Raw genomic sequence first — 25,717 nt, forward strand, 5'->3', positions numbered from 1 at the left:
TCACTCTCTTTATTTAATTGCTACCATTGAGCAAAAATTAAAACATTGATACCACACTTGAGTTTGGCTAAAACCAATATCTTGTAGGCGAGTAAAGTGAGCGCTGAGTGTATCTGGGCGCATAACGTTTTCGATGGCGGTACGCTTTTGGCTTATTTCAAGCTCAGAGTAGCCATTGTGACGTTTAAAGTCGTGGTGCAAATCTATTAATAAATTATCGCATAGCTCGTTTTCGGCTTTTACTTTTTCGCTAAGCAGCAATACACCGCCTGGTTTTAAATTAGCGTATATTTTTTCAAGCACGGCTTGGCGCTGAGCATGCGGAATAAACTGTAGTGTAAAGTTCATTGCTACAACTGAGGCGTTTTGAATTTCAAGCTCATTAATGTCACCTAAAGTAACAGTAACGGGGACTTCTGATTTAAAACCCTGTAAATGTACCTTGCAACGCTCAACCATCGCTTGCGAGTTATCTACCGCTATTATATGGCAGTTATCGGTGCGAATATTGCGGCGCATACTTAGCGTTACTGCGCCTAAAGAGCAGCCTAAATCGTAAAGGTTAGAATTACTTTGCGCATATTCACCGGCAAGTTTACCCATTGTACTTACAATGGTTGCATAACCCGGCACCGAGCGCTGGATCATATCGGGGAAAACCTCGACTACATTTTGGTCAAAGCTAAAATCTTTTACTTGTTGCTCAGAGGCATAAATACTGTCTTTTATGGTCACGAAGGCAGTCTCTTTGAAAATAATGGCGCTATTTTAACATTTTATACTAGATAGTCAGTGATAAATTCAGTAGCTTGACTAGAATTATGAATAATAAGTATAAAAGAGAAAATTAAATGAGCAAAAGTAAGGTCATCAGCACAGACGATATATTAGCAACCCTTTGTCATTCAGTGACGGGCGTACTCACATCAGCCAGCGGTAATGGTATTAGTTACTCAGCAATGGTTCAAAAAATAACACGTACATGTATGCGACCAGATATTGGTTGCTTTGTTTTATTCGACGGCGGTTTCACCGGCCTTGTAATAACCAACTTTACTTCGCAAGCGGCGATGGAAATTTACGGCGATTACATGCGCAACATGGGCATGCCAGAGAGTGAAATAGCGCATAGCCATTTATCAGACGACGTATCAAACGTATTAGGCGAGTTGATGAACCAAATTGTGGGCGACTTTACTTCTAAAGTACGCGAGCAATTACATACGTCTATTACACAAAATCAGCCAAAAATGATGGCTATTAACAAGCAAGTGCAAATATCGGTAGATACCACTATGGATCGTCCGCAAGCCCGCCGTGTAACATTCACCACAAGTAAACAAAATATCTTCTATTTAGAATTAGCGATGGATAAAACAGAGTTTATTAAATTACATGACTTTGATATTGCCGAAGCAATAGATCCTGACGACATAATTGCGGATGAGGCTAAAAAGAAAGCTGATAAAGAAAGCGCAAAAGCTAAAGACGTTGAGCAAGATGATACTGATGACGACTTTATGGCAGGCTTAGGGCTGTAACATTTTACGTAGGTTAGGTTGAGTGAAACGAAACCCAACGTTTGCTCAGCTATCAACTCTTCGCTATCAGCTTTTAGCAGGTTGATACGACCTCATAAAAACGCGATTTGATATCGCGTTTTTATTTAATCAATCCTCCAGATATTGCTCTAATGACTATGAAGATTTTACTTCTTTACTTGTATTATTTGTCGTTGAATTACTTTTATTGTTAATAGCAGTTACAGCCTGAATCATTTGAGTAACTTGTTCTACTACTTTAGGCTCGAAATTACTCACCTTAACTTTTGTAAAAGCACTATCGCTATCAAGGTTCCAATTTTCAAAAATAGACTTCATATCATTTTGGCTCACATCATTACCGTAAACTTCTAAATATAGCTTACCGAAGTTAATTGCGTGCATACGGTCACTTCTTTTTAAGGATTCATGCATATATGCGTTACCTACTGTATATGCATGCTTTGCAAATGCGCCAAACAAAGAAACTATTATTAAACCTTTAACCAAAAGAAAGGAGAAAAAGAACCAATCTATGTTCTTTTTTGCAGCAGAATTAAATTCAAAACTACCGTATATTAAAGCCACTAAAGCAGAGACCGTAGCAATTCCTAGAGCAATGCTGCCATGATCGTTCCAAGTCTGTGACTTATCTGCGAAATCTTTTTCTTTTTTTTCTAGAACACTGATTGCAGACTTTACAAATTCAGGCACTTTTATCTCAATTTTATCTTGGACTTGTTTTTGATGTTCTTCTTGTATTTTTCTAATCTTATCTTTGAATTCTTGTTCTTTTTTCAGAAAGTTGTTTTCGATATTTGTATACTTATTTTTTCTTAAGTGAAGCTCTTTTTCAGATTCAGCAATTTGTTGTCTTAAATGTTCTAGTTGAATCGAGTACTGTTCTTCACGAGCCCTTTGTCTAGAATCAAGGTATCTTTCCCTTTCTTCAAGTTCTTTAATCCTATTTAAAGAATCTTCCTCAAGGGAGTTTTCAAATTTTTCGGATAAGTAATATTTATATTCATTACTAAGCAGTTCTTCTTCTTCGGAGAGCTCGAGTAACATACTTCTTTTATCTTCAGGAAGAGTTTTTAAAATCTTATTTCTAACATCCTTGTTTGCGTGCCTAATCGTTTTTAATAGTAAATTTTGGTCAAGGTTAAGTATTATTTTAGATATAGTAATTGGACTTGATAATAAAATTAATTTACTAATTTGTTTAGGCGGTAAATAGTCAAATATTTTAATAATTGCGGCCTGAGGCATCTTTTGGATAGTCTGCGATATACCTTTCTCTTGCATATGCCCAAAAAGAAGGGATAACTCTTTTTTATTGCTTCTATATATAAGCTGCTCAAACTCTTTATCAGAGATATTCATCCATAAATCAACTAATGATTCTCTAGGTATGTTACTAATTCTAATGTTATTTATGTCCATATAAACCGCCTTGTAATTAATTTTTTATTCGTACTATTATGCTTCTTTTTAAAATACCATATCATCATATTTAACTAAAAAAATAAGAGTAAATTACATTTCAAATTTTTCTCATCAAAGCTTTCATAGTTGGAACTAGAAAACTTAATAAAATTTTTTTCGATAAAAAAGAACTACAATCTTAATTCACTTACTTAAAATAATTAAAAGTTATAATACACTTATTTTAAATAAGGATTCTCCCCCATCGCTACTACCACACAAAATATCCTTAAATCTAATTCCAATAGGTGATACTGCGGCTCCATGTGGCAGCAAAGTTGGTAAAAGCCTTTATTATGGTCTTTCTCTTTAAAATGCGCGAGCTCGTGTACCACTAACGCTTTTAGTAGTGGCTCGGGTGCGCGTAGCAAGTCGCTGTTTATCGCTAAATCGTGCTTACGGGTTTTACCTTGCATACGGTAAGTATGTGTACCTAATGCATTGGTGACCATGTCGCCTTGTTTTTTAAATGCAGCGCGACCAAACGGCGGGGCGTTTTTTAAATATTGTTTTTTAAGCTCGGTGGCGTAGTTATAAAGCAGTTTATCGCTGGTAATGGTGTGGGCTCGCGGGTACTTTTTAAGTAAGTAGTCGCATACCTTTTTGTTGTTGATTAGGCTTAATACCTGCTCAACAATGTTTGCAGGGTAGCCGGTAAAGTAACGTGCGTATTCACTCATTTATATTCTCTAATCTTATTATTTAAAAAAGCGCTTGCTGGTGGGCTTCTTTTTCGCCCGTAAAGGGGTTTAATGCTTTGTGATTATAACTTAGGTCCTTACAAAACTGGCGAGCTAATAACGGCGCTTCTCGGTTATCGGCGGTATGAAAGAACACGTAGGGTGTTTTACCTTCATCAAGCCATTGTTTTACTTTGCTCAGCCACGGCTTATAAAAGGGTTTATAGTCGTTTTGCAAATCGGCTATTACAAAGCGCGCCATAGGCTGCGAGCCTGTGGCAATTGCGTGTACTGGTAAATGAGGCTTTTTTTGCTGTGCATCTATTAGCGCCTCAGTTGTTGGTTTAACGGCAAATAGGGCACGCGTATCCATTGATATGCGATTTATATTGTTCGCCATTAATAACTGATTAAGCGCTATTTCCGCTTCACCTTTTTGAAAAAACGCAATATGGCGTACCTCTACACCGTAATTAATCTCTTTTGGTAACAGGCTAATAAATTGGGTGAGTTTTGGTAAATCGTTTGGACCAAAGGCTTTGGGCAATTGCAGCATGATTTGCCCCGTTTTTTCTAAAATAGGGGAGAACAAGTTAAGCCAATCAGTAAGCTCGGTTTGTATATTAGTTAGGTGGAGTTCGTGGCTAAAGCGACGATTAAACTTAAAAGTAAATTTAAAATCGTCGGGTACGCTATTTGCCCAGCGCAATACGGTACTTGGCGAAGGATCAGCGTAAAAGCTGGTATTGCCTTCAACAGAATTAAAATGCTGTGCGTATTGGCTAAGCATATCGGCGTTTTTACATTGGCTTGAAAATAAATTTCCTTTCCACGCGTTGCTCGACCACTGCGGGCATCCAATATATAACATACAAACTAGCGCCTTATTATAAAGTGGCGATAGTGTAGCAAATAACAAAACGAGCTGCTGTAAATTCAGGGGTAAAAGCCTTACACGCCCTAGCATCTTGATACTACTTGGGTATAATGCAGAGCTTAATTTGATTATTTTTAGATTGCTAACGGCTTTATTTGTATTGTGGTGACCTGTTTTTTAAATCACACGCCTTAAAACAAATAACTTTAACCGTTTAAGCCTTTTATCTGACAGGAAAACTATGCGCTCTATATATTGCGGACAGCTAAATAAAACTCACGTAGATCAAGAAGTAGAACTATGTGGCTGGATCAACAAACGACGTGACCTTGGTGGACTTATCTTTGTCGATTTACGCGATAGAGAAGGATTAGTACAAGTTGTATTCGATTCTGACATTGAAGAATTAATGAGTTCAGCTAATACACTTCGCCAAGAATTTTGTGTTCAGTTAAAAGGTGTTGTTCGCGCACGCCCAGATAGCCAAGTAAATAAAGACATGGCAACAGGGGAGATCGAAATTTTAGGTAAAGAGCTTAATATTATTAACCGCTCTGAACCGCTTCCACTTGATTTTAACCAAGTAAACTCAGAAGAGCGTCGTTTAAAGTACCGTTACTTAGATTTACGTCGTTTAGAAATGAGTGATCGTATTAAATTACGTGCTAAAGCAAGCAGCTTTGTTCGTCGCTTTTTAGATGAAAACGGCTTTTTAGACATCGAAACACCTGTGCTTACTAAAGCAACGCCAGAAGGCGCACGCGATTACTTAGTACCGAGCCGTGTTCATAAAGGTAGCTTTTACGCATTACCACAGTCGCCGCAGTTGTTTAAGCAATTGTTGATGATGTCGGGTTTTGACCGTTACTACCAAATTGTTAAATGTTTCCGTGATGAAGATTTACGTGCCGATCGCCAACCAGAATTTACCCAAATAGATATAGAAACCTCGTTCATGAGTTCTGATCAAGTACGTGGTATGACTGAAAAAATGATCCGCGAGATGTGGCAAACACTGCTAAACGTTGATTTAGGCGATTTCCCAATCATGCCTTACAGCGAGGCAATGAGCCTTTACGGTTCTGATAAGCCTGATTTACGTAACCCGATGAAATTAGTTGATATTGCTGATTTAGTGAAAGACGTAGAGTTTAATGTTTTCTCTGGTCCGGCTAACGACGAAAAAGGTCGCGTTGCTGTGTTAACTGTACCGGGTGGCGCTAAGCTTTCTCGTAAACAGCTTGACGATTACACTAAGTTTATTGGTATTTACGGCGCTAAAGGCATGGCGTGGATGAAAGTAAACGACCACACTGCGGGCGCTGAAGGCGTTCAATCACCAGTAGCTAAGTTTTTAAGCGAAGACGTAATTACTAAATTACTTGAGCGTACTAATGCACAGTCTGGCGATATCATTTTATTTGGTGCCGATAAGCGCAACACAGTAAATGAAGCAATGGGCGCACTGCGCGTTAAGATTGGTGTTGATTTAGAAATCACTAACCTTAATAGCTGGGCACCACTTTGGGTTGTAGACTTCCCAATGTTTGAAGAAGATGACGAAGGCACATTACATGCTGTACATCATCCATTCACTGCACCAAAAGACATTAACGCCAGTGAGCTTGAAGCAAACCCAGCAGCTGCTATTTCAGATGCCTACGACATGGTATTAAACGGCTACGAAGTGGGTGGCGGTTCGGTACGTATTCATAATGCAGATATGCAAGAAACTGCATTTAGAATTTTAGGTATTAACGAGCAAGAGCAACAAGATAAGTTTGGCTTTTTACTTGATGCACTTAAATACGGCACACCACCACATGCTGGTTTAGCATTTGGTCTTGACCGTTTAGCAATGCTTTTATGTGGCACCGATAACATTCGTGACGTTATTGCTTTCCCTAAAACAACACAAGCGTCGTGTTTATTAACCAATGCGCCAAGCAAACCTAACCTTGATTCGTTAGCTGAGCTTGCAATTAGTGTTGTAGAAAAAGAAGTATCAAGCGAAGAGTAATTTTTGCTTATCTTTTAAGCTAAATTTAAAAACCCTTAAGTTATATGCTTGAGGGTTTTTTTGTGGTTAAATTTAAAATAGAGTGTATTTTAACCGAACAGATGAAAAGGAATTATTATGTCGATCAATGCAACTTTATTTGGTGAGTTTTTAGTTTTTATTATTTTGCTGTGTATTCCTATTTTTGCTGTAATTAGCTACAAAATAGGTAAGCGTAAAAGTACTATGCCGAGTGTTTTAGCTTTTGTGGGTGGCTGTTTAGCGCTATTTCCACTATTTGCTTTGATTTTTATTGCAGTGCTTGCGCTTAAAAAAGATTTACCTAAAAGTAATGGCTACACGGGTTAAATTTAATAGGTGAATTGTGTTGTTAAGTAATAATAACCAGTATTTTGATGAGCAATTTAATGCTTTGCAGTACGCAGAGCAAACAACTGAAAATACTGAGTTTGAAGAGTGTATGTTTACCGATTGCGACTTTTCGGGTGGGCAGTTTAAAAATTGTCGATTTATAGAATGTAGTTTTAAAAACTGTAACCTGTCGTCACTTAAATGGAATTACAGCTCGCTTGAAAGTGTAAGTTTTAGCCATTGTAAGTTAAACAGTTTGCAGTGGGGCGATGTAAATTGGCCAGCGCTTAGTATTAACGCACCGGTGAGTTTTAATTATTGCGAGCTCAGTAATAGTTCTTTTTTTGAATTAACCCTCAAAGCCCTCAAACTAACACACTGCTTTGCCAAAAATGTTGATTTTAGACACGCTGATTTAAGCGGTAGTGAATTTACAGGAACAGATTTTCGCGATAGTGAGTTTTTTCAAACTAACTTAACAAAATGTGATTTTGTAAGTGCTACAGCGTTTAATATAGATTTGAATAATAATATTTTAGCGAATGCTAAGTTTGATCGCTTCGAAGCACTTAATTTGCTTACCAGCCTTAATATAGAGCTATGTGATTAATTTAGTTTAATATGATTACATATCTAGAAGCGACAGCTTGGCTGGGCTTCTAGATACTGCGTGACTGTGTAATTAACGGCTTGGACCATTTTTATTACGTGCACTGGCAAGCTGTCTTGCGATTTCTAATAACGCAGGTGAAATATCTTCAGCGCCATCTTTAATTAGTTTTGTAATGTCACCTGACGAAAACAAACCGTCACGTGGTGACTTAATACCTAACTCACGAACAAAATCCTTCGTTTTACCTGTGCTGCCTGTTTCAATAAACTTAAAAATAATACGTTCATTGTTGTTTTTAGCAGGTGCTTTTAAGGTTTCGATTTCGTCATGTATCTCGGTTAGTTTGTCTTCTAAAATTTCTATACGTTCTTGAATGCTATTGTATGATTTCATTTATTGGATCTTTTACTAAATATATTTAAACAATGGCGGCTATTATCGCATAGTTTGACAATAGAGAACGCAAACCTATAAAGTAAAAGTTATTTTTAATTAAAAACAATAATTTATATAAGTTTAAATATGCAAAAAACACTTAAAAAGCTTTTTATATTAAGCGCACTAGCTCTAAGTACATCAGTTATAAGCACATCAGCAATAAGCGCAACAAGCTATGCAAAGGACGATGTTATAACCGATAAAAGCCGTAGCCGCGCTATTCCTATCAATATTACATTACCAAGTAATAATGCTAAGTGTACTGAACAAGTAAAATGCCCTGTAGCGTTTATTAATGCGGGCTACGGTATTAGCCATAACGAATATACGTTTGCTAGTAATGTGTTTAATCAGCGTGGATACTTAACAATAGCCGTTGCACATGAACTAAAAAGCGACCCTGATCTTAATCGTGAGCAGCCTTACTTAACAACGCGTATGGAAAACTGGCACCGTGGCGTAGTCACGCTTAAGTTTTTAGTTAATGAGCTATCGAGTAAATACCCAGCGTATGATTTTACAAAGCTCGCCTTATTTGGGCACTCTAATGGCGGGGATATTTCCGCATTATATGGCTCTATTTATCCAAACGAAATTAGCACTATTATTACGCTCGATCATCGCCGCATGTTGATCCCGCGCAATAAAAACATTCGCGTACTTACACTTCGCGGTAGTGATTACCCAGCTGATGCGAATGTATTACTAACGCCAGACGAGCGGGGTGTTTATCCTGTTAAGCAAATACTCATAGAAAAATCGCGCCATAACGATATGTACGATGGTGGACCAAAATGGCTGGTGGATAGAATGAGTAAAAATATTGAGATATTTTTAGATAATAAGTAGTTAAGGTATACTTTATTATCAAAGTATACCTTAGCTTTGCAGGGCTTGTAGCCTTAAACTGTGTAAATGCCAATGGACGGTATAATAATGTTAAAAAATAAATTCAACTTCTCATATCGTCATCTTTCCTACCTCTTTGGTTTTGTAGTATTACTTTTTTTATGTGTTTATTATTTGGAGAATCAAGCAATGTTTGGATTTTTTAAGCGGTATGATGTTGAGCTATCGCCTGAGGTAAAGGGGCGCGTAACGGATAAAGGTAAAATATTGTCGGGAACTGAGGTAATGAGAAAGCTCTATTATGAAGGGTACGATAAAAGCCCTGTTACTGATTATGCATTAACTAACACTCATGGTGAATTTTCTTTTGATCAGTTAATAATTAAATCTAAAGCACCAGGGAATATCTTTGGACAGGATTACTTAATTAGACAAGAAATTACTATAAAAAATAACTTAAAAGATAATACTAATAATGATGGATATTATTGGCTTTGGGTGATGAGTAAAGGGTGGAAAAGCGTGCCTCCAGTAAATGATTTACTATTGAACCTAAATGCAGATTTACAGAATGAAGAAATTCAGTACGATTTAGATATTAGCCATTATGGCGGTTCTATATACCAGCCTTTAATTACTATTTGTAATTTAGATGAAAATGCTATAAAAAATTTATTATCCCCAGACTAAGTATATTTAGAGTTAGCTTAATTAAAATGATAGTGATGGCGTTCAATAATTTATCGACGCGTAAAATTATTGAACGCCAATGGATGGTATAATAATGTTAAAAAATAAAAGTATTTTCTCATTTCTTCATTTTTCTTACTTGTTGGGTTTCATTGTATTATTTTTTTTATGTGTTTATTCTTCGGAGAATCAAGCAATGTTTGGATTATCTAAAAGTTATGATGTTGAGCTGTCGCCGAAGGTCAAGGGGAGAGTAATGGACAAAGGTAAAGTATTATCGGGAACTGAGGTAATGAGAAAGCTCTATTATAAAGGGTACGATAAAAGCCCTGTTACTGATTATGCATTAACTGACACTCATGGTGAATTTTCTTTTGATGAGTTAATAATTAAATCTAAAGCACCTGGAAATATCTTTGGGCAGGATTATATAGTTACTCAAGAGATCTCTATTAAGAAGGACTCAAAAGATATAAAAGATGAAGCCGATGATGGGTATTATTGGCTTTGGGCGATGAGTAAAGGGTGGAGAAGCGTTCCACCAGTTAGTAATATACTATTGACCTTAGATGCTGATTTACAGAACGAAGAGGCTCAATATGATTTAGATATTGGTCAGTATGGTGGGCCTACGAATGAGCCGTTGATTTCCATTTGCAACTTTGATGAAGATGCAATAAACAATTTGTTATCAACGGGATTTTAAGTAATTATAATTAATTTTAACGAAGATAATTCTTTTTAATATATCAGTATGTTAGTTAATTTTTTAATAAAGGTTTTGGTAAGGTAACAGTAGTTAAATATTATGGGTTTAATGGTTGTCTCGCATATTGATCACTGCCAAAATTTGCATTTTACTTTATCTTGGTAAGCAAAGCCTTTGATGTGGATTATTACTACTGATCACCCCTGTGGCGTAGCGAACTGTTTTATTGGTCGTTCTTTTATTTCCATATCTTCAGTAGGAATAGCTAAAAGTGAATATCTGGTTCTTATGGTAATGATATCAGCAAATTTACCGTTAATGTACAAGTTGACGAACGGTGTAATCGTACTTACTAAGTATTTTTTCAGGGTTTAAAGCAAACCTTTCTTCCGTGCCTTTTAGCTCAATAAACTTTACTTCAAGCGGTTCGAACTCTATAGAGGGTAATTACTTGTGGGCACGCCACCGTCCTTGTATAGGTTGTTCAGGGACTTTTACACCTGGATTTTCCGCTCTTAATGAGAAGTATGCATCCACTTCACATATAAACATTGAGTTTAAGTCGATTCCCTGCTTATCGAAAGCGAGAGAGCTTAGCTTAACTTGATAAGGCATAGTATTCGCCAATCTTATACTAGTGATACATTTAGTATCTAGATGACAAAATGTATAAGAGGATGCAGCAATAGGACCTTCGATAATTTCTTCAGAGTGGGCAAAAGTAGAGTAACTAATTAAAAGAAATATAATATTTACTAAAATTTTCATTGGGCTGCTCTCACTGCATTTTCAAAAATATATGATGAATGTAGCGAGATTTTTCTGCCTTTATCAGTTTTGTCTTTTCGTACGTAGTAAGTATTTTTATTCATACCTATCCTTGGTAATGTTGTTTTAAACTACTAATAGTGTACCTATTATTCAATCTCTATATTTCAGTTTAGAGTTTAAGTTTGCTTTATTAACAACTTAATATAACGCAGTAAAAACTGCGCTATATTTACCGGATGTAGTTACTCTACCAGTTCACTTACAATAACAGGGTTGTTATGCAGTGTTTTATGTACTGGGCATTTGTCGGCTATTTCGAGTAAACGTTGGCGTTGTGGCTCAGTTAAATCGCCACGCAAAGTGATTTTACGGGTAATAGCTTCAAGGTTACCTGTTTGCTCACAATCGTCGCAATCTTTATTGTAATCGCGAGTGTGATTAAGCTCTACTTTTACATGCTCTAGCGGTAAGTTTTTGCGTGTAGCATACATGCGTAGTGTCATTGCTGTACAGGCACCAAGCCCGGCTAATAGGTGATGATACGGATCGGGACCTAAATTTTTACCACCTACCTTTATGGGTTCATCTGCAAGCCAAGTATGATCTTTGGTGCTTACATGTTGTGTAAATACGTGATCTTTTTCTTCGACTAGTACGTTACCATCACTTAATTTTGCACTGTATTTTGTTTGATCATATTTAACGTAGCGATTTGCCCACGTAGCAATAATTTGTGCAGCGTAGTCGGCATCGTTTTTATTTGTAAGTAAGTGATCGGCGTTATCTAGGCTAATAAAGCTTTTAGGGTGTTTAGCTGACGCATAAATTTTTTCGGCTTCACTAATATTTACAGTTGCATCAATAGGGGAGTGCATTACTAATAATGCGCGCTTAAGTTTACTGATGTGGCTTTTACCGTACTTGGCTATATCATCTATAAATTGTTTTTTGATGGTAAATTCGCGACCCGCTAAACTTACTTTAGCTTCGCCGGCTTCGTTAATTTCATCAAGATGAGCTGCAAAGTTATGGGCTACGTGCTGCGCGTCAGATGGTGCACCAATTGTAGTTATAGCTGAAACCTCTGGTATGTGCTCAGCAGCAGCTAATACAGCAGCGCCACCTAAACTATGACCAATAAGTAGTTGCGGTGCTTCAAAATGATCACGCAGGTGATTGGCTGCTGAGACTAGATCTTGAATATTTGACGAAAAATTACTGTTGGCAAAGTCGCCATCGCTATTACCTAAACCAGTAAAGTCAAAACGCAGTACGGCAATCCCTTGTTGTGTTAATGCACGGCTTATACGTGTTGCAGCAGCAACATCTTTACCACAGGTAAAACAATGAGCAAATAACGCATAAAATTTTACGTCACCAGAGGGAAGTTCGAGTTGACCAGCAAGTTCTAAGTCGCCGCTTTTAAAAGATACTTTTTGTCGCATGGGTAGCCTTATTTATACTAATAAAATACATTACAATACTAGACCAGATATAAGTGCGAAACCTTACAAATACAACATTTTTTTATAAATTGATCTTGATCAAGCATAAAGCTGCTGGTGGCTCTTTGAGGACATATGTCCTTATGTTTTTGAGGTCATTTGTCTATCCTCACATAGCGCTATAATGAAGGCTTTGCTACTTTATATAATTAATATTAATTATATAAAAAAGATGATCATTCTATCGCATTAAATAGCTCATTCACTGCGTTAAAAATTATTTATATAGAACAGCTATATAAATAATTCGCCTTGATATCGCGCTATTTTCTTAGCGCTATAATAGATCACTAATTTTATGCAATTGATATAATTTAGCACGATTAAAAGCAATTCACTTCACACAACCTATTCACTGGAACGTACAATGCAATTACCTACTGTTGATTATAAAGCTCCCGATGCGGCTGCACAATTTGTTGAATCGTTAAGAAATACTGGTTTTGGCGTTTTAAAAAACCACCCAATCCCACAGTCTTTAGTTGAGTCTATTTACAAAAACTGGCAAGACTTTTTTAACTCAGAGCAGAAGCAAGACTTTTTATTCTCTAAAGACACTCAAGATGGTTACTTTCCGCCTTCAGTATCTGAAGTAGCGAAAGGCTTTACAATAAAAGACATTAAAGAGTACTTTCATGTGTACCCTAAAGGACGTGTTCCTGCAGAGCTTGAGGCTGATGTGCGTGAATACTACCGTTTAGCGAGTGAGTTTGCTGGCACCTTATTAAATTGGGTTCAGGCTGAATCTCCAGCTGATGTACGCGCTAAATTTTCGATTGATTTAAAAGACATGATTGCGGGTTCGGAACAAACATTGTTACGTATTTTGCATTATCCGCCAATGACAGGTGATGAAGAGCCTGGTGCTATTCGCGCAGCTGCTCATGGTGATATTAATTTATTAACTGTGTTACCTGCATCTAACGAACCTGGTTTACAAGTTCAAAAAACAGATGGTGGTTGGTTAGATGTTCCATGTGATTTTGGCAGCTTAATTATTAATATTGGTGACATGCTACAAGAAGCGTCGGGCGGGTATTTCCCATCTACAATTCACCGCGTGATTAACCCAACGGGTAAAGCATCGACTAAATCGCGAATCTCGTTACCGCTATTTTTACACCCTCATCCAGAGGTTGTGCTTTCAGAGCGCTACACCGCAGATAGCTACTTGCAAGAGCGTTTGCGTGAGTTAGGTGTTAAGTAACTATTATACTTAGAATTATTAAGTATAAACAAAAAGCGGCTTTAAGCCGTTTTTTGCATTTTTAAGCAACTTGATTGCACGTTTGATTTTATTGAACGGTGCTCAATTGCTTGCAACGTAAATAATGGCATGCATTCTTAGCTACTACAGGTATAATGCGCGCAACTGGCCACTTTGGCCTTATTTAAAAGAGAGTTTATATGAGTTTTGATGGTTTAGGTTTATCACAGTCTTTAGTTAATGCGGTTTTAGAAAAGGGCTATGAAACGCCAACACCAATTCAGGCTCAAGCTATTCCGGCAATTATTGAAGGCCGTGATGTTATGGCTGCAGCACAAACGGGTACTGGTAAAACAGCTGGTTTTACATTACCACTTATCGAACGTTTGTCTTCAGGTCCTAAAGCTAAAAGCAATCATGTACGTGCGTTAATTTTAACACCAACACGTGAACTTGCTTTGCAAGTGAGTGAAAATGTTGAAGAGTACGCAAAGCATTCTGATGTAAGCTCGTTTGTAGTTTACGGTGGCGTTAAAATTAACCCACAAATGCAGCGTCTTCGTAAGGGTGTTGATATTTTAGTTGCAACACCGGGTCGTTTAATTGACTTACATAACCAAAACGCAGTTAAATTTGATAGCGTAGAAGTACTTGTATTAGATGAAGCTGACCGTATGCTAGACATGGGCTTTATTCATGACATTAAACGTCTTATAGCTAAAATGCCTGCAAAACGTCAAAACTTAATGTTTTCGGCAACATTTTCAGATGACATTCGTGCATTAGCAAAAGGGTTAATAAACGACCCTGTCGAAATTTCTGTTGCGGCAAAAAATACGACAGCAAAAAGCGTTACTCAGTGTGTTTATGCAGTAGATAAGCCACGTAAAACCGCTTTATTAAGTCATTTGATTCGTAGTAACGATTGGCAGCAAGTTTTAGTATTTAGCCGTACAAAACATGGTGCTAACCGCTTAGTTAAGCAACTAGAACGTGATGATATTACGGGTGCTGCTATACATGGTAATAAGTCACAAGGTGCACGAGTTAAAGCACTTGAAGGTTTTAAAAATGGTGATGTTCGAGTATTAGTAGCAACTGATATTGTTGCACGTGGTTTAGACATTGTTGAATTACCACATGTAGTTAACTACGACTTACCAAATGTATACGAAGATTATGTTCACCGTATTGGTCGTACTGGTCGTGCTGGTGCATCGGGTCATGCTATTTCGTTTGTAACCACTGAAGATGCTGTCGATTTATATGGTATTGAGCGTTTTATTGGTGAGCTTATTCCGCGTGCTGAAGAAGATGGTTTCGATCCGGTTAACCCTGTACCTGAGCGCGCATTAGATGCTCGCCCTATTGCACCTAAAAAACCTAAGAAAAAGCAGCCTTTTAATAAGCCTAAGTCTGATAGCAGCAAGCCTAACAGTAAAAAGCCAAACAATGGCGGCAATGGTACAGGTCCGCGACGTGGTGGTTCTAAAAAGCCAGCAGCTAAAACAGATGATAGCGCGCAAAACCCATGGGCAAAGCGTGAGTCTGTTGGTGGTAATGGTCAACGCCGTCGCCGCACAACTAATAACGATTAGTCATTATTAATGAGTGTATTGGCGTTTAGTTAGTTTAATTAAACATTGATACAAAAAACGTGCTACCTTCTTAAATAGAAGTAGCGCGTTTTTTATTGTCTATAATTTGTTATTTTAATAATACCAATTACATTTAATTAGCCTAACTAATTAAATAGTTAACACCTAAGCCTACAAATAAAGTAACACTCACACTAAGTAGTGTGCCAAGCATAACGTACTCGGTAAGCTTTTTATCTTTACTCGCACTTAAATCTCCAAACCTAAATACCGATTTAGCTGCTAATAAAAACCCAACGCCAGCAAATTGATCAAGCAATATAAAGCTCAACATAAGTATGCGTTCCAACATGCCAATACTTTGCCCTGCAAGTGGGAGGCTTCCATCGCTTGAAAAGTTACTCGTTAAACGCTCTAGCATCATTCTTATAAATACAGCGCTTGGATTCAAAATTATTAAATAACCACACACAATCCACAATACATTAGGGGTGGTAAGCATGGTATATATGTTAGCCATAAAGCTATTGTTATTAGTTAGCCAAATACTTAGGGCTATTAGCACAGCAATATGGGCTATTTGGTCGAGTAAAAATGGCACAACGCCTTTATTGGAATATGATTTAGCAATATCAATAAAGTAATGACTTATTACAATAGCGACAGTTGCTATTAGTGCATTACTTGCTTGTTGCCATCCAAAAGTATATTCCCATAAAGTTATAATTATAGCGCTGGTTATACCGTGCACTAGTACATGTAAGTAAAGTTTAGTGGCTTTAAAGTGTCGTGTGTTTCTGTCGTTTACCCAACTCATAGGTTGCCAGAAAAAATCAGCCAATATATGACCAATAATAAGCGCGGCTAGTAAAAGAGAAAAAGCCATTATTCACCTCCTTTTGTTATATTTTTTATTATATGTTGAGTGTGTTTTATAAAACGCTCTATTAATTGGTAATGGGCTAAATTGAGTAGTTTAGTGACATTTTCACGGCTCGTTTTAAGCTCTTTTGCTAAAGCTGCATGGCTATTATCTGTTGAGGTTAAATATACATATAAAGCATTAGCTTGTTTTGCAGTGACTTTAGTTAATAGTACATCTACAAAAGCAAGATTAAGCAATAAGCTCTCATCAACGTGTTGTTCTGCAATATTAATAACAAAGCGTTGATTCGTTATTTTATCAAGCCCTTGACCTGATAGTGTGAATGCAGAGCCTGTGGCTGTTTTAATATCACTGCGTGGGTTATCTATTTGCCCAAGCGCCATACTTTGGCGTAATTCGTAACCCGACGATTTTAAGTGTAGGTATATTAATATAGCGGTTTCAAATAACATTTCTGGATTATTTAACTGTAATTGAAAGGCATCGCCTCTGTATATATTCCACAGTGTTTGTTTTTTAGAAATGCCACGCAAGCTTTGCTCTAATTGATAAAGCATGGCATCGTACTGTTGCTTAGGAATAGTTTGCGATTTAATGATATCGCCGCTGATCACACCAATCATATGAGTCTCTATTTATACCAATTGCTTGATGGAATTGATATTAGTTACTTTTTTAAATGTAACCATAAACGGTTACATAGTTATAAGTAACCAATTTAGGTTACTTGAATAACAATTGCAAGGTTCACTCATTTTATAACGTTACTTTGATAAGTAATGCTATTGCTATTAATCCTCATTAGGAGATTGAATGACTTCACAAAACGAATTGCAAAGTACTAAACCACGCGTAGGTATTTTTGTTGATGTACAAAATATTTACTATACATGTAGAGAAAGCTACCGTAAAAACTTTGACTACAATGCCTTTTGGCGACAAATGCAGGAGCAATACACGATTGAGTGCGCTTTTGCTTACGCTATTTATCGAGGCGATGAAAAACAGAATCAGTTTCAAAATATTTTGCGAGCGATTGGCTTTGATGTGAAGTTAAAACCATTTATACAGCGCCGTGATGGAAGTGCAAAAGGTGATTGGGATGTGGGGATAACAATTGATATGCTAGAACAAGGTAAAAACCTTGATAAGGTTATTTTGCTTTCTGGCGATGGCGATTTTGCCTTATTGCTTGGGCATTTAAAAAATCAATACAATGTGCCATGCGATGTTTATGGCGCTGATAGGTTAACAGCAGAGGCATTAAAACAAAGCGCTGAGCAATTTCATTTAATCGATGATACCTTTTTATTATAAGTGGCTATACGCTAACTAAAACTCTCTAAAAGCGAAAGCTGAGTACTTGCAACATGAGAGATTTTAATACAAGAAGGTAATTGATTAATTTAGGCTTTTTTATTGCTGTAATAAATTGGGTTTGGTAAATGATTATGGTAATTTTAAAGTATAACGAATTACCAAGGACTTACATGCTTCATTACAGCAACATGCCACTAGACAGAGGCTCAAATTTTCGTAAAGACCCATCGTGGCTTAAAGCGCAAATGTCGGCGCAAAGTAAATGGGTTTTAGTTAATAATAATCAAACACTATTTATTAAAGATACGCCAAAAGTTAGCTATTTAACTTATCAACAGGTGGCGCATTTAGATTTAACGAATGCTATTTTTGTTGGTTTAAATAACGCCAAAAATGGTGTGTTTGCACTTGATGTAACTGAACTCGATGAAAGCATATTAACGCCTTTGATAGATGGCGCACAGTTTTTTGACATTCGCCAGTATGGTCCACAAGTAACAATTAAATACGGTTCAATTGCGGCACTAGCACGAGGTTTATGTTATTGGCATGCAACACATCGATTTTGTGGTCGTTGTGGTAGCAAAAATAGCTCAGTGGAAGCTGGGCACTCTCGAGTGTGTGACAACGAAAGCTGTAAACATCCTACATTTCCGCGCACTGATCCTGCGGTGATTATGGTTGTAACTAAAATGTTTGATGATGGAATAGAGCGTTGTTTATTAGGCCGCCAAGCTTCGTGGCGTATTGGTATGTATTCTTCTTTGGCTGGATTTGTCGATCCAGGCGAAACACTTGAGCAAGCTGTTACGCGTGAAGTAAAAGAAGAAGCTGGTATTGATGTAGCAAATGTACGTTATGTTGTTTCTCAGCCGTGGCCGTTTCCTTCTTCAATTATGCTTGGTTTTTTTGCTGAAGCAGTAACCGACACCATTGATGTTGATAATGACGAGCTTGATGATGCAAAGTGGTTTAGCCGTGAAGAACTTGCACAGTTTGGTAATTGGGATGAAGAGGGCGATCATTTAAAACTACCTAGAACTGATTCTATCTCTCGTTATTTAATTGAACATTGGCGTACAAACGCTTAAGGATTAACAATGTCGAGTAAAAGTAATAAAAATACTCAGTTGGTGTCATCAGGGCGAAAAAAAGCGTACACACATGGAGTAGTTAATCCCGTTGTACAGCGTGCATCGACTATTGTATTTGATACCGTAGCAGATTTAAAAGAAGCGGCTAAAACCCGTGGCGATAAAACTTTATTTTATGGGCGCCGTGGTACAACTACACACTTTGCGTTGCAAGAAGCAATTACAGAGCTTGAAGGCGGTGAAGGCTGTGCATTATATCCATGCGGCGCAGCTGCGATTAGCCAAGTGCTGTTATCATTTTTAAAAACAGGTGACCATATTTTAATGGTCGATAACGTGTACGAACCAACCCGTGATTTTTGCGATAAAATTTTAGTGGGATTAGGTATTTCTACAACGTATTATCCGCCAACAATTGGTGCGGGAATTAAAGATTATATTAAGCCAAACACTAAGGTATTGTTTTTAGAGTCACCAGGCTCTATTACTATGGAAGTTCAAGATGTGCCAGCTATGGTAAAAGTAGCAAATGAGCATAACGTAATGACAATACTTGATAACACCTACGGTAATGGTTTGCACTATAGACCACTTGAGCACGGCGTAGATATTAGTATTCAAGCTGCAACTAAATACATTGTTGGTCATTCAGATGTAATGATGGGGGTTGCTGTTGCGAATAAAAAATACTGGCTTACGCTTCGCGAAAACTCATATTTACTGGGCCAGTGTACAAGTGCAGACGATGCTTACTTAGCACTTAGAGGTTTGCGCACTATGGGTGTACGTTTAAACCAGCACGAAAAAGCAGCCATAACAGTTGCTAAATGGCTTGAGCAGCACGAGCTTGTGGATCATATTAGACACCCTGCTTTTGAAACATGCCCTGGGCATGAATTTTTTAAGCGAGATTTTGATGGCAGTAATGGTTTATTTTCATTTGTAATGAAAACCGGTAACCAAAAAGCAATTGATGCATTTTTAGATAGCCTTGAGCATATTAAAATGGGGTTTTCGTGGGGCGGTTTTGAAAGTTTAGTAACTGCTAATTTAACCATGAAAGGTTTGCGTTCTGATACTGGGTGGGATTTAGGACCCGTTATTCGTTTGCATATTGGTCTTGAAGATGTTGAAGATTTAATTAGCGATTTAAGCCAAGCGCTAGAGGTTTATAAGCAGCATTTATAATTTTTAATGCAATTTATGCTGTTACATTCAAATATATTGTTACAAAGCTCGCCATTGGTGAGCTTTTTTTTGCTGGTAATTCAAGGTGTTTACACTTAGTGTTGCTAGATAGTGCTTTATTTTAAAGCGAGTTTAACGTCATTAAGGATAGACAATGGCAACACCATTACCAATAAACGTAGGGCGATTAACGCAAATAGCGGGATTTGAGCTTGTACGGATGTTTTTAACTAAACGTGGGCTAATAGCTTTGGCTGCATTTGCGCTTGTTTGGATAATAATTTTACGTTACCCAATAGGGCAAGCTGTTAGCATAGTAAGCGCCCCCGACTTTGAACAAATCGCGCGAGATATTTCTGGCTCTATTGGGTTGAGTAAGCTACTTGATTGGCCTGAAGCTGAGTTTGCTATGTATTGGCTTATAGCCCTTTATAGCTTTCCTATTTTTAGTTTATTTATTTGCAGCGACCAAACTGTAGGTGACAGAGAGCGCGGCACACTTCGATTTTTATCACTGCGTTCAACCCGTTTTGAAATACTCTTTGGTCGTTTTTTAGGACAATTAGCAGTATTGGCTTGTTTAGTTGGTATTACGCTTGTAGCAACATTCGCTGTGCTCGCTTTTAGAGATCCTAGCTTACTTGCTGGTGGGCTTGTTCGTGCTGTGTCTATATTTTTAATATTGGTTGTTACTTTATGCCCATTTGTAGCACTAATGACGTTAATTAATACCTTTGCTCGCTCATCACGTTTATCTATTGTGTTAGCAATTTTATACTTTGCTGCAGGCGGTATTGTTGTTGGTATATTGCAATGGCAAATATCGGCGTTAAACATCCTCGATTATTTATTTCCAGGTGTGCAAATTGAGCAACTAGCAGGACAAAATTTGTCTTTGTTAAGCGCATTGGCTATTCCACTTGTACAAACTGTAGTGTTGCTAGGCGTTGCTCAACGTATTTTTGCAAGGAGTTCATTATGAGACCATTAATTACAGGCAGTGGTTTGAGTAAATCGTATGGTACTAAACTTGCGCTTAATGATGTGAACTTTGAAATTCAAAAAGGCGCGCCAGTGGCGCTTGTTGGACCAAACGGTGCAGGTAAAACAACATTATTTAGTTTGCTATGTGGTTATATAGCACCAAGTAAAGGAAGCCTTGAAATATTAGGGCATAAGCCAGGGAGCGCTGCTTTATTTAATAAGGTAAGTGCATTGCCACAAGATGCGCAACTTGATCCTCGTTTTAATATAGATAAGCAACTAGCCTTTTATGCAAAGCTACAAGGTATGGGTGCTAAGCAAAGCCAAACAGAAGCATTGCGTGTGCTTGATTTAGTCGGTCTTAAAGAGATTGCAAAGCAGCGCGCAGGTGATTTATCTCACGGTATGCGTAAACGCGTCACTATAGCGCAAGCGCTTATTGGCTCGCCGCAAATTGTAATGCTTGATGAAGCAACCGCAGGGCTCGATCCAATTCATGCCAGAGAAGTACGTGAACTAGTATCATCACTTAGCGAGCAAGCTACTTTTATTTTAAGCTCCCATGATTTAACAGAGCTTGAACGACTATGCTCACAGGTACTTCATTTAGATAAAGGTGTACTAAGCGAACATCAAACTAAAACAAATAATACGGATAAACACTTTTACACGCTAATGCTTAGCGAGGCTTATCAAAATGTTGAGCAGCAGCTTCAAGCAGTTGCAGGGGTGAGCCATGTGTATATGAGTCAACATAAAGAATATGTTGTTGAGTATCAACCAACGAGCGACCCACTTGATATAGCACTACTGAACTTTTGTCATCAACAAAACTGGCAGTACAGGCAGTTAGTTAATGGTCATACGTTAGAAAATCAAATATTCAAACAGGAGAAAGTATAATGGGTTTATTAAGCGGGCTAATGGGTAACGCAAGTGAAGTTGATGATTCAGATTTAGAAAAAGTTCTCAGCAATACATTGATTGACGGTGAGCAAGTAGAAAAAGCATACAAAGTAGTACGCGATATGTTTATTTTTACTAATAAACGCTTAATTTTAATTGATAAGCAAGGTATGACCGGCTCTAAAATGGAGATGGTGAGCATTGCTTACTCTAAAATAACCAAGTTTAGTAAAGAAAGTGCAGGTCATTTTGATTTAGACGCAGAGCTAAAAATATGGGTGGGTTCAGATCCTACTCCAATTAGTAAAGAGTTTAAGTCTGGTGACAATATTAACGACGTATATCGTATAATTAGTCAGCATGCACTTTAATATTTAGTACATATATTAAGTAGTTGTTGACTAGATGTTGCAACTACTTTAACTTTACGGTTTGTTACACTTTATTACAGTTATTCTAACAAATACAGGAAGTTAGTTAAGTTTTCATTCAGTTTCTTCACGTTAGCATGTGCCCCGACTTTAGCTACACAGCTATAGCATAAAAAGCAATGTTCATAGGGAAGTATCATAATGAAAAAATTAGCAATTATTATTTCAAGCATTTTGTTATCAGGCGCTGCAACCACTGCAATGGCAGCAGACAGCTATAATTCAATAAGTAATTTAGGTTACCAATTTACAGACAGTAATAATGATGACCAGTTTAGTATCGATTCTACTTATTATTTCTCTCCTAAAAAGACATTAGGTCCTTACGACCAGTTTGAGTACATCAATAAGCAAACTAATGTTTTTGGTTCGTACACAGATAACGACGCAAGCGATGTAACATCGGTTGGCGGCGAATATTTTTATAAAGATGTTGTTTTTGGTGCTTCTTACGAAAACAGTGACTTTGGTTCAAATGATGAATCTTACGCGTTTACAGCTGGTTACTTTTTCAACCCAGATTTACTTGCAAAAGCAAAATTTGTTGAAAATGATGACGGCGAAGACTACGCGTTATTCTCTTTAGCATATAATTACATGCTTAATGGCACTGACTATGTTGGTGTAACTGTTGAGTCTGATGATGATTTTGATTACCGCTCAGTAGCAGCTAAGTACTTTGTTGATTTACAAGAAGGTAACTTTTTAACTGTTGAAGGTACATTCGAAAGCATCTCTGAAGCTGACGATCAGTGGAACTTAGAAACAAATTACTACTTCAGCAAAGCAACATCAGTATTTGCTTCTTACAATAAAGAAGATGCTTATACTTTTGGTGCTCAACACTTCTTTAACCAAAACCTTGGTTTAAAAGTAGGTTACGGCAACAATGCTGATGACTCTGACAACGATGCTTACTTTGCTAACATGCGTTATCAGTTTTAATTAGAGAATATACATTCTCTAATTAATACAAAAATATAGTTTAAAGCCCGCTTATTTAAGCGGGCTTTTTTTTGTTTGATGCAAAATGAATAATGAATAATGAATAATGAAAATGGGCTATGAGCAAAGCTGCATCTTATCTTTGATAATGCATATTTATGTAATTTTGATGCCGAAGCTAAGTTTTTATTAGCTCGAAAAATAGTAAAGCTAGGTGATTAACAGTACCTAATTTAAAAATAAAATATTGAGGCGTTTTAGTCATCTTGCAATGATTGTATTTAAGTTAAGATGGGTCATAATTAAGGTACTATTTTCATTCAATGTATAAGGAATGTGCACATGTCAGTATTTATTATATTACTGGTTGTGGTTGTTGTTATTTTTGTAGTTAAGGACATACGCCTTAACTTAATTAGCCGACCTACTTTCAAAATGTTTAAGAAGGTGTTGCCACCATTATCGCAAACAGAACGCGAAGCAATGGAAGCGGGTGACGTTTGGTGGGATGGAGAGTTATTTAGCGGTAATCCTGATTGGAAAAAATTACATAGCTTTCCAAAACCAGAACTCAGTGATAAAGAAAATGCTTTTATGGCTGAGCAGGTAGAAACTTTATTGGCAATGCTTGATGATTATCAGATTGTACAAAAAGATAAAGACCTACCAAAAGAAGTGTGGGATTACTTAAAAACTGAAGGTTTTTTTGCGCTGATCATTCCTGAAAAATTTGGCGGTCGTGAGTTTTCAGCAATAGCTAATTCAACGATAGTGTCAAAAATTTCGACTAAAAGCTTAACAGCAGCAGTAACTGTTATGGTCCCTAATAGCTTGGGACCAGGTGAACTACTCCTTCATTACGGCACAAAAGAGCAACAAGACCGTTGGTTACCAAGTTTAGCAAATGGTACAGATGTACCTTGCTTTGCGCTAACAGGACCAGAAGCGGGGTCTGATGCTGGCAGCATTCCTGATTCAGGCGTGGTGTGTATGGGGGAGCATAATGGTGAACAAGTAATGGGACTGCGTTTAAACTGGTCAAAGCGTTACATTACACTTGCACCAGTGGCAACCGTACTCGGTCTAGCATTTAAAATGTATGACCCTGATGCTTTATTAGGTGATAAGAAAGAGTTAGGTATAACGTGTGCGCTTATTCCGACAGACCACCCTGGTGTTAAAACAGGTGAGCGTCATTATCCGCTTAATATGGCGTTTATGAATGGTACAACTTACGGTAAAGATGTATTTATACCACTTGACTGGATAATTGGTGGGCAACAGGGCGCAGGTAGAGGTTGGCGCATGTTGGTAGAATGTTTAAGCGCAGGACGTGGCATATCGCTACCTGCACTCAGTGCGGCAACGGGACACTTAGCTTCTAAAATGACCTCTGCTTATGCAATGGTCCGCCAACAGTTTGGTGTGTCTATAGGGCAGTTTGAAGGCGTGCAAGAAGCCCTTGCTCGTATTGGTGGTTTAACGTATGCCCTTGAGTCGTGCAGATTAATGACTGCTGGAGCAATTGATTTAAAACTTAGCCCTTCTGTTGTGACCGCCATTGCTAAATATCATATGACCGAAATGGGTCGTACAGTTATGAATGATGCCATGGACATTCATTCTGGCAAAGGGATTCAAGTTGGTCCAAATAACTATTTAGCGCATGGTTATATGGGTATTCCTGTATCAATTACCGTAGAAGGCGCTAATATTTTAACGCGTAATTTAATGATATTTGGTCAAGGTGCAACACGCTGCCATCCGTTTGTTTTAAAAGAAATGGAAGCCGCTGCAATGGAAGATGACGATGCAGCACTTGAGCAGTTTGATGGTTTATTAATGAACCATATTATGTTTGCAACAAGTAATGCAGGCATGGCATTTGTACATGGGTTAACACGAAGCTACTTTGTTAAAGCACCTGTAGGCGGTGAAACGGCTGTCTATTATAAACAATTGAGCAGAATGAGCAGAGGTTTAGCTATTTGCACAGATGTGGCAATGTTAATGCTAGGCGGAGAGCTTAAACGTAAAGAAATGATATCTGCACGGTTAGGTGATGTACTAAGCCATTTGTATTTAGCATCAACCGTTTTAAAACGTTATGAAGATGAAGGGCGCCAACAAGCAGATTTACCATTTGTTAAATATGCAATTGAGAACTCCTTATTCGAAATCGGTCAAGCATTTGATGGTTTCTTTAAAAACTTTTCTAACCCGGCAGTTAATTTTACACTTAAACGCATTGTGTTCCCGCTTGGGAATCATTATCACAGACCAAGTGATGAAATAGCGCAAAGCATTTGTGTACACATGACTCAGCCAGGTGTGTTTAGAAACCGCTTAACTCACTTATGCTATGTGGATGAAAATGCAGGCACAGGAATAATGGAAAATGCATTTTTAGCTATGCACGATATGCAAGCGCAGTTTAAAGACTTAAAACAATGGCAACGCAAGGGCAGTGTGCCAGCAACGCTTGATATTGAAGGCGCTATAAACTATGCACTTGAAAATAAGTTACTTGAGCAAGCAGACGCAGATGCAATGCACCATGCTAATAAGTTAAGAAAGCAGGCTATTGCGGTTGATAACTTTCAACCAGGTGAATTGTAATCAGCTTGAT

26 protein-coding genes are annotated in these 25,717 nt (G+C 37.6%); 17 read left to right on the forward strand and 9 right to left on the reverse strand.

Annotation, left to right across the window (positions count from 1 at the left end; translation table 11 throughout):
- Nucleotides 1–9: 9 nt before the first annotated feature.
- Nucleotides 10–735 (reverse strand): carboxy-S-adenosyl-L-methionine synthase CmoA, encoded by a 726-nt coding sequence (gene cmoA / locus I6F65_RS15070; RefSeq protein WP_165741406.1) that lies wholly within the window; start codon nt 733–735, stop codon nt 10–12.
- Nucleotides 736–851: 116 nt separating this feature from the next.
- On the opposite strand from cmoA, the gene I6F65_RS15075 reads away from it, so the two are divergent.
- A complete protein-coding gene (locus I6F65_RS15075; protein WP_197113669.1) occupies nt 852–1,541 on the forward strand; it encodes a DUF3334 family protein in 690 nt (229 codons plus the stop codon).
- 156 nt (nt 1,542–1,697) lie between these two features.
- Here I6F65_RS15075 and I6F65_RS15080 read toward each other — a convergent pair whose 3' ends face one another.
- From I6F65_RS15080 to I6F65_RS15090, 3 genes are all read right to left on the reverse strand, one after another.
- Nucleotides 1,698–2,984 (reverse strand): hypothetical protein, encoded by a 1,287-nt coding sequence (locus I6F65_RS15080; RefSeq protein WP_197113671.1) that lies wholly within the window; start codon nt 2,982–2,984, stop codon nt 1,698–1,700.
- A gap of 221 nt (nt 2,985–3,205) precedes the next feature.
- Nucleotides 3,206–3,706 carry a M48 family metallopeptidase gene (locus I6F65_RS15085; protein ID WP_197113673.1) on the reverse strand — a complete coding sequence of 167 codons (501 nt, stop codon included), beginning with the start codon at nt 3,704–3,706 and terminating at the stop codon, nt 3,206–3,208.
- 22 nt (nt 3,707–3,728) lie between these two features.
- A complete protein-coding gene (locus tag I6F65_RS15090; RefSeq protein WP_197113675.1) occupies nt 3,729–4,577 on the reverse strand; it encodes a DUF72 domain-containing protein in 849 nt (282 codons plus the stop codon).
- 247 nt (nt 4,578–4,824) lie between these two features.
- Between I6F65_RS15090 and aspS the strand changes: the two genes are divergently transcribed.
- From aspS to I6F65_RS15105, 3 genes are all read left to right on the forward strand, one after another.
- On the forward strand, nt 4,825–6,603 hold the full coding sequence (gene aspS, locus I6F65_RS15095) for an aspartate--tRNA ligase (protein WP_166421514.1): 1,779 nt from the start codon (nt 4,825–4,827) through the stop codon (nt 6,601–6,603).
- 117 nt (nt 6,604–6,720) lie between these two features.
- Nucleotides 6,721–6,951 carry a hypothetical protein gene (locus I6F65_RS15100; protein WP_197113677.1) on the forward strand — a complete coding sequence of 77 codons (231 nt, stop codon included), beginning with the start codon at nt 6,721–6,723 and terminating at the stop codon, nt 6,949–6,951.
- A gap of 16 nt (nt 6,952–6,967) precedes the next feature.
- On the forward strand, nt 6,968–7,564 hold the full coding sequence (locus I6F65_RS15105) for a pentapeptide repeat-containing protein (protein WP_197113679.1): 597 nt from the start codon (nt 6,968–6,970) through the stop codon (nt 7,562–7,564).
- 72 nt (nt 7,565–7,636) lie between these two features.
- Here I6F65_RS15105 and I6F65_RS15110 read toward each other — a convergent pair whose 3' ends face one another.
- On the reverse strand, nt 7,637–7,960 hold the full coding sequence (locus I6F65_RS15110; RefSeq protein ID WP_197113681.1) for a hypothetical protein: 324 nt from the start codon (nt 7,958–7,960) through the stop codon (nt 7,637–7,639).
- Nucleotides 7,961–8,089: 129 nt separating this feature from the next.
- Between I6F65_RS15110 and I6F65_RS15115 the strand changes: the two genes are divergently transcribed.
- The 3 genes from I6F65_RS15115 (at nt 8,090) to I6F65_RS15125 (ending at nt 10,250) form a co-directional block, all read left to right on the forward strand.
- Complete coding sequence (locus I6F65_RS15115) at nt 8,090–8,854, forward strand: alpha/beta hydrolase (RefSeq protein WP_197113683.1); 765 nt, start codon at nt 8,090–8,092, stop codon at nt 8,852–8,854.
- Between the two features lie 87 nt (nt 8,855–8,941).
- Nucleotides 8,942–9,544, forward strand: coding sequence for a DUF6795 domain-containing protein (locus tag I6F65_RS15120; RefSeq protein WP_197113685.1), 603 nt, complete (start codon nt 8,942–8,944; stop codon nt 9,542–9,544).
- Between the two features lie 94 nt (nt 9,545–9,638).
- Nucleotides 9,639–10,250 carry a DUF6795 domain-containing protein gene (locus I6F65_RS15125; protein WP_197113688.1) on the forward strand — a complete coding sequence of 204 codons (612 nt, stop codon included), beginning with the start codon at nt 9,639–9,641 and terminating at the stop codon, nt 10,248–10,250.
- Nucleotides 10,251–10,700: 450 nt separating this feature from the next.
- On the opposite strand, the gene I6F65_RS21835 is transcribed toward I6F65_RS15125, so the two are convergent.
- Nucleotides 10,701–11,021, reverse strand: a complete 321-nt coding sequence (locus I6F65_RS21835) for a hypothetical protein (protein WP_231613209.1) — start codon at nt 11,019–11,021, stop codon at nt 10,701–10,703.
- A 245-nt stretch (nt 11,022–11,266) separates the two neighbouring features.
- Nucleotides 11,267–12,469, reverse strand: a complete 1,203-nt coding sequence (locus I6F65_RS15135; protein WP_197113691.1) for a bifunctional alpha/beta hydrolase/OsmC family protein — start codon at nt 12,467–12,469, stop codon at nt 11,267–11,269.
- Between the two features lie 427 nt (nt 12,470–12,896).
- Between I6F65_RS15135 and I6F65_RS15140 the strand changes: the two genes are divergently transcribed.
- Together I6F65_RS15140 and I6F65_RS15145 are read left to right on the forward strand one after the other, a co-directional pair.
- Nucleotides 12,897–13,736 (forward strand): isopenicillin N synthase family oxygenase, encoded by an 840-nt coding sequence (locus tag I6F65_RS15140; RefSeq protein WP_166113164.1) that lies wholly within the window; start codon nt 12,897–12,899, stop codon nt 13,734–13,736.
- 200 nt (nt 13,737–13,936) lie between these two features.
- The gene (locus tag I6F65_RS15145) at nt 13,937–15,334 is read left to right on the forward strand and encodes a DEAD/DEAH box helicase (protein ID WP_024609892.1); all 1,398 of its coding nucleotides are present in this window, start codon (nt 13,937–13,939) and stop codon (nt 15,332–15,334) included.
- A 142-nt stretch (nt 15,335–15,476) separates the two neighbouring features.
- Here the strand turns inward: I6F65_RS15145 and I6F65_RS15150 are convergent, their stop codons facing one another.
- Both I6F65_RS15150 and I6F65_RS15155 read right to left on the reverse strand, forming a co-directional pair.
- Complete coding sequence (locus I6F65_RS15150) at nt 15,477–16,220, reverse strand: DUF3307 domain-containing protein (RefSeq protein ID WP_197113694.1); 744 nt, start codon at nt 16,218–16,220, stop codon at nt 15,477–15,479.
- Nucleotides 16,220–16,843, reverse strand: coding sequence for a hypothetical protein (locus tag I6F65_RS15155; protein WP_197113697.1), 624 nt, complete (start codon nt 16,841–16,843; stop codon nt 16,220–16,222). The genes I6F65_RS15150 and I6F65_RS15155 overlap by 1 nt, the downstream gene beginning before the upstream one ends.
- A gap of 190 nt (nt 16,844–17,033) precedes the next feature.
- Between I6F65_RS15155 and I6F65_RS15160 the strand changes: the two genes are divergently transcribed.
- From I6F65_RS15160 to I6F65_RS15195, 8 genes are all read left to right on the forward strand, one after another.
- Nucleotides 17,034–17,537, forward strand: coding sequence for an NYN domain-containing protein (locus I6F65_RS15160; protein WP_024609889.1), 504 nt, complete (start codon nt 17,034–17,036; stop codon nt 17,535–17,537).
- Nucleotides 17,538–17,710: 173 nt separating this feature from the next.
- Nucleotides 17,711–18,631 (forward strand): NAD(+) diphosphatase, encoded by a 921-nt coding sequence (gene nudC, locus I6F65_RS15165; protein ID WP_024609888.1) that lies wholly within the window; start codon nt 17,711–17,713, stop codon nt 18,629–18,631.
- 9 nt (nt 18,632–18,640) lie between these two features.
- The gene (locus I6F65_RS15170) at nt 18,641–19,822 is read left to right on the forward strand and encodes a cystathionine beta-lyase (protein ID WP_197113700.1); all 1,182 of its coding nucleotides are present in this window, start codon (nt 18,641–18,643) and stop codon (nt 19,820–19,822) included.
- 154 nt (nt 19,823–19,976) lie between these two features.
- Entirely contained in the window at nt 19,977–20,804 is an 828-nt protein-coding gene (locus tag I6F65_RS15175) for an ABC transporter permease subunit (protein WP_024611311.1), read from the forward strand.
- The gene (locus I6F65_RS15180) at nt 20,801–21,709 is read left to right on the forward strand and encodes an ABC transporter ATP-binding protein (RefSeq protein WP_197113703.1); all 909 of its coding nucleotides are present in this window, start codon (nt 20,801–20,803) and stop codon (nt 21,707–21,709) included. The genes I6F65_RS15175 and I6F65_RS15180 overlap by 4 nt, the downstream gene beginning before the upstream one ends.
- The gene (locus I6F65_RS15185; protein ID WP_166113182.1) at nt 21,709–22,083 is read left to right on the forward strand and encodes a PH domain-containing protein; all 375 of its coding nucleotides are present in this window, start codon (nt 21,709–21,711) and stop codon (nt 22,081–22,083) included. The genes I6F65_RS15180 and I6F65_RS15185 overlap by 1 nt, the downstream gene beginning before the upstream one ends.
- 201 nt (nt 22,084–22,284) lie before the next feature.
- Nucleotides 22,285–23,088, forward strand: coding sequence for a putative porin (locus tag I6F65_RS15190; RefSeq protein ID WP_024611314.1), 804 nt, complete (start codon nt 22,285–22,287; stop codon nt 23,086–23,088).
- Nucleotides 23,089–23,430: 342 nt separating this feature from the next.
- Nucleotides 23,431–25,707 carry an acyl-CoA dehydrogenase gene (locus tag I6F65_RS15195; RefSeq protein WP_197113706.1) on the forward strand — a complete coding sequence of 759 codons (2,277 nt, stop codon included), beginning with the start codon at nt 23,431–23,433 and terminating at the stop codon, nt 25,705–25,707.
- Nucleotides 25,708–25,717 lie beyond the last annotated feature (10 nt).

The organism is Pseudoalteromonas sp. SWXJZ94C (assembly GCF_015864385.1).
Classification (GTDB): domain Bacteria; phylum Pseudomonadota; class Gammaproteobacteria; order Enterobacterales; family Alteromonadaceae; genus Pseudoalteromonas.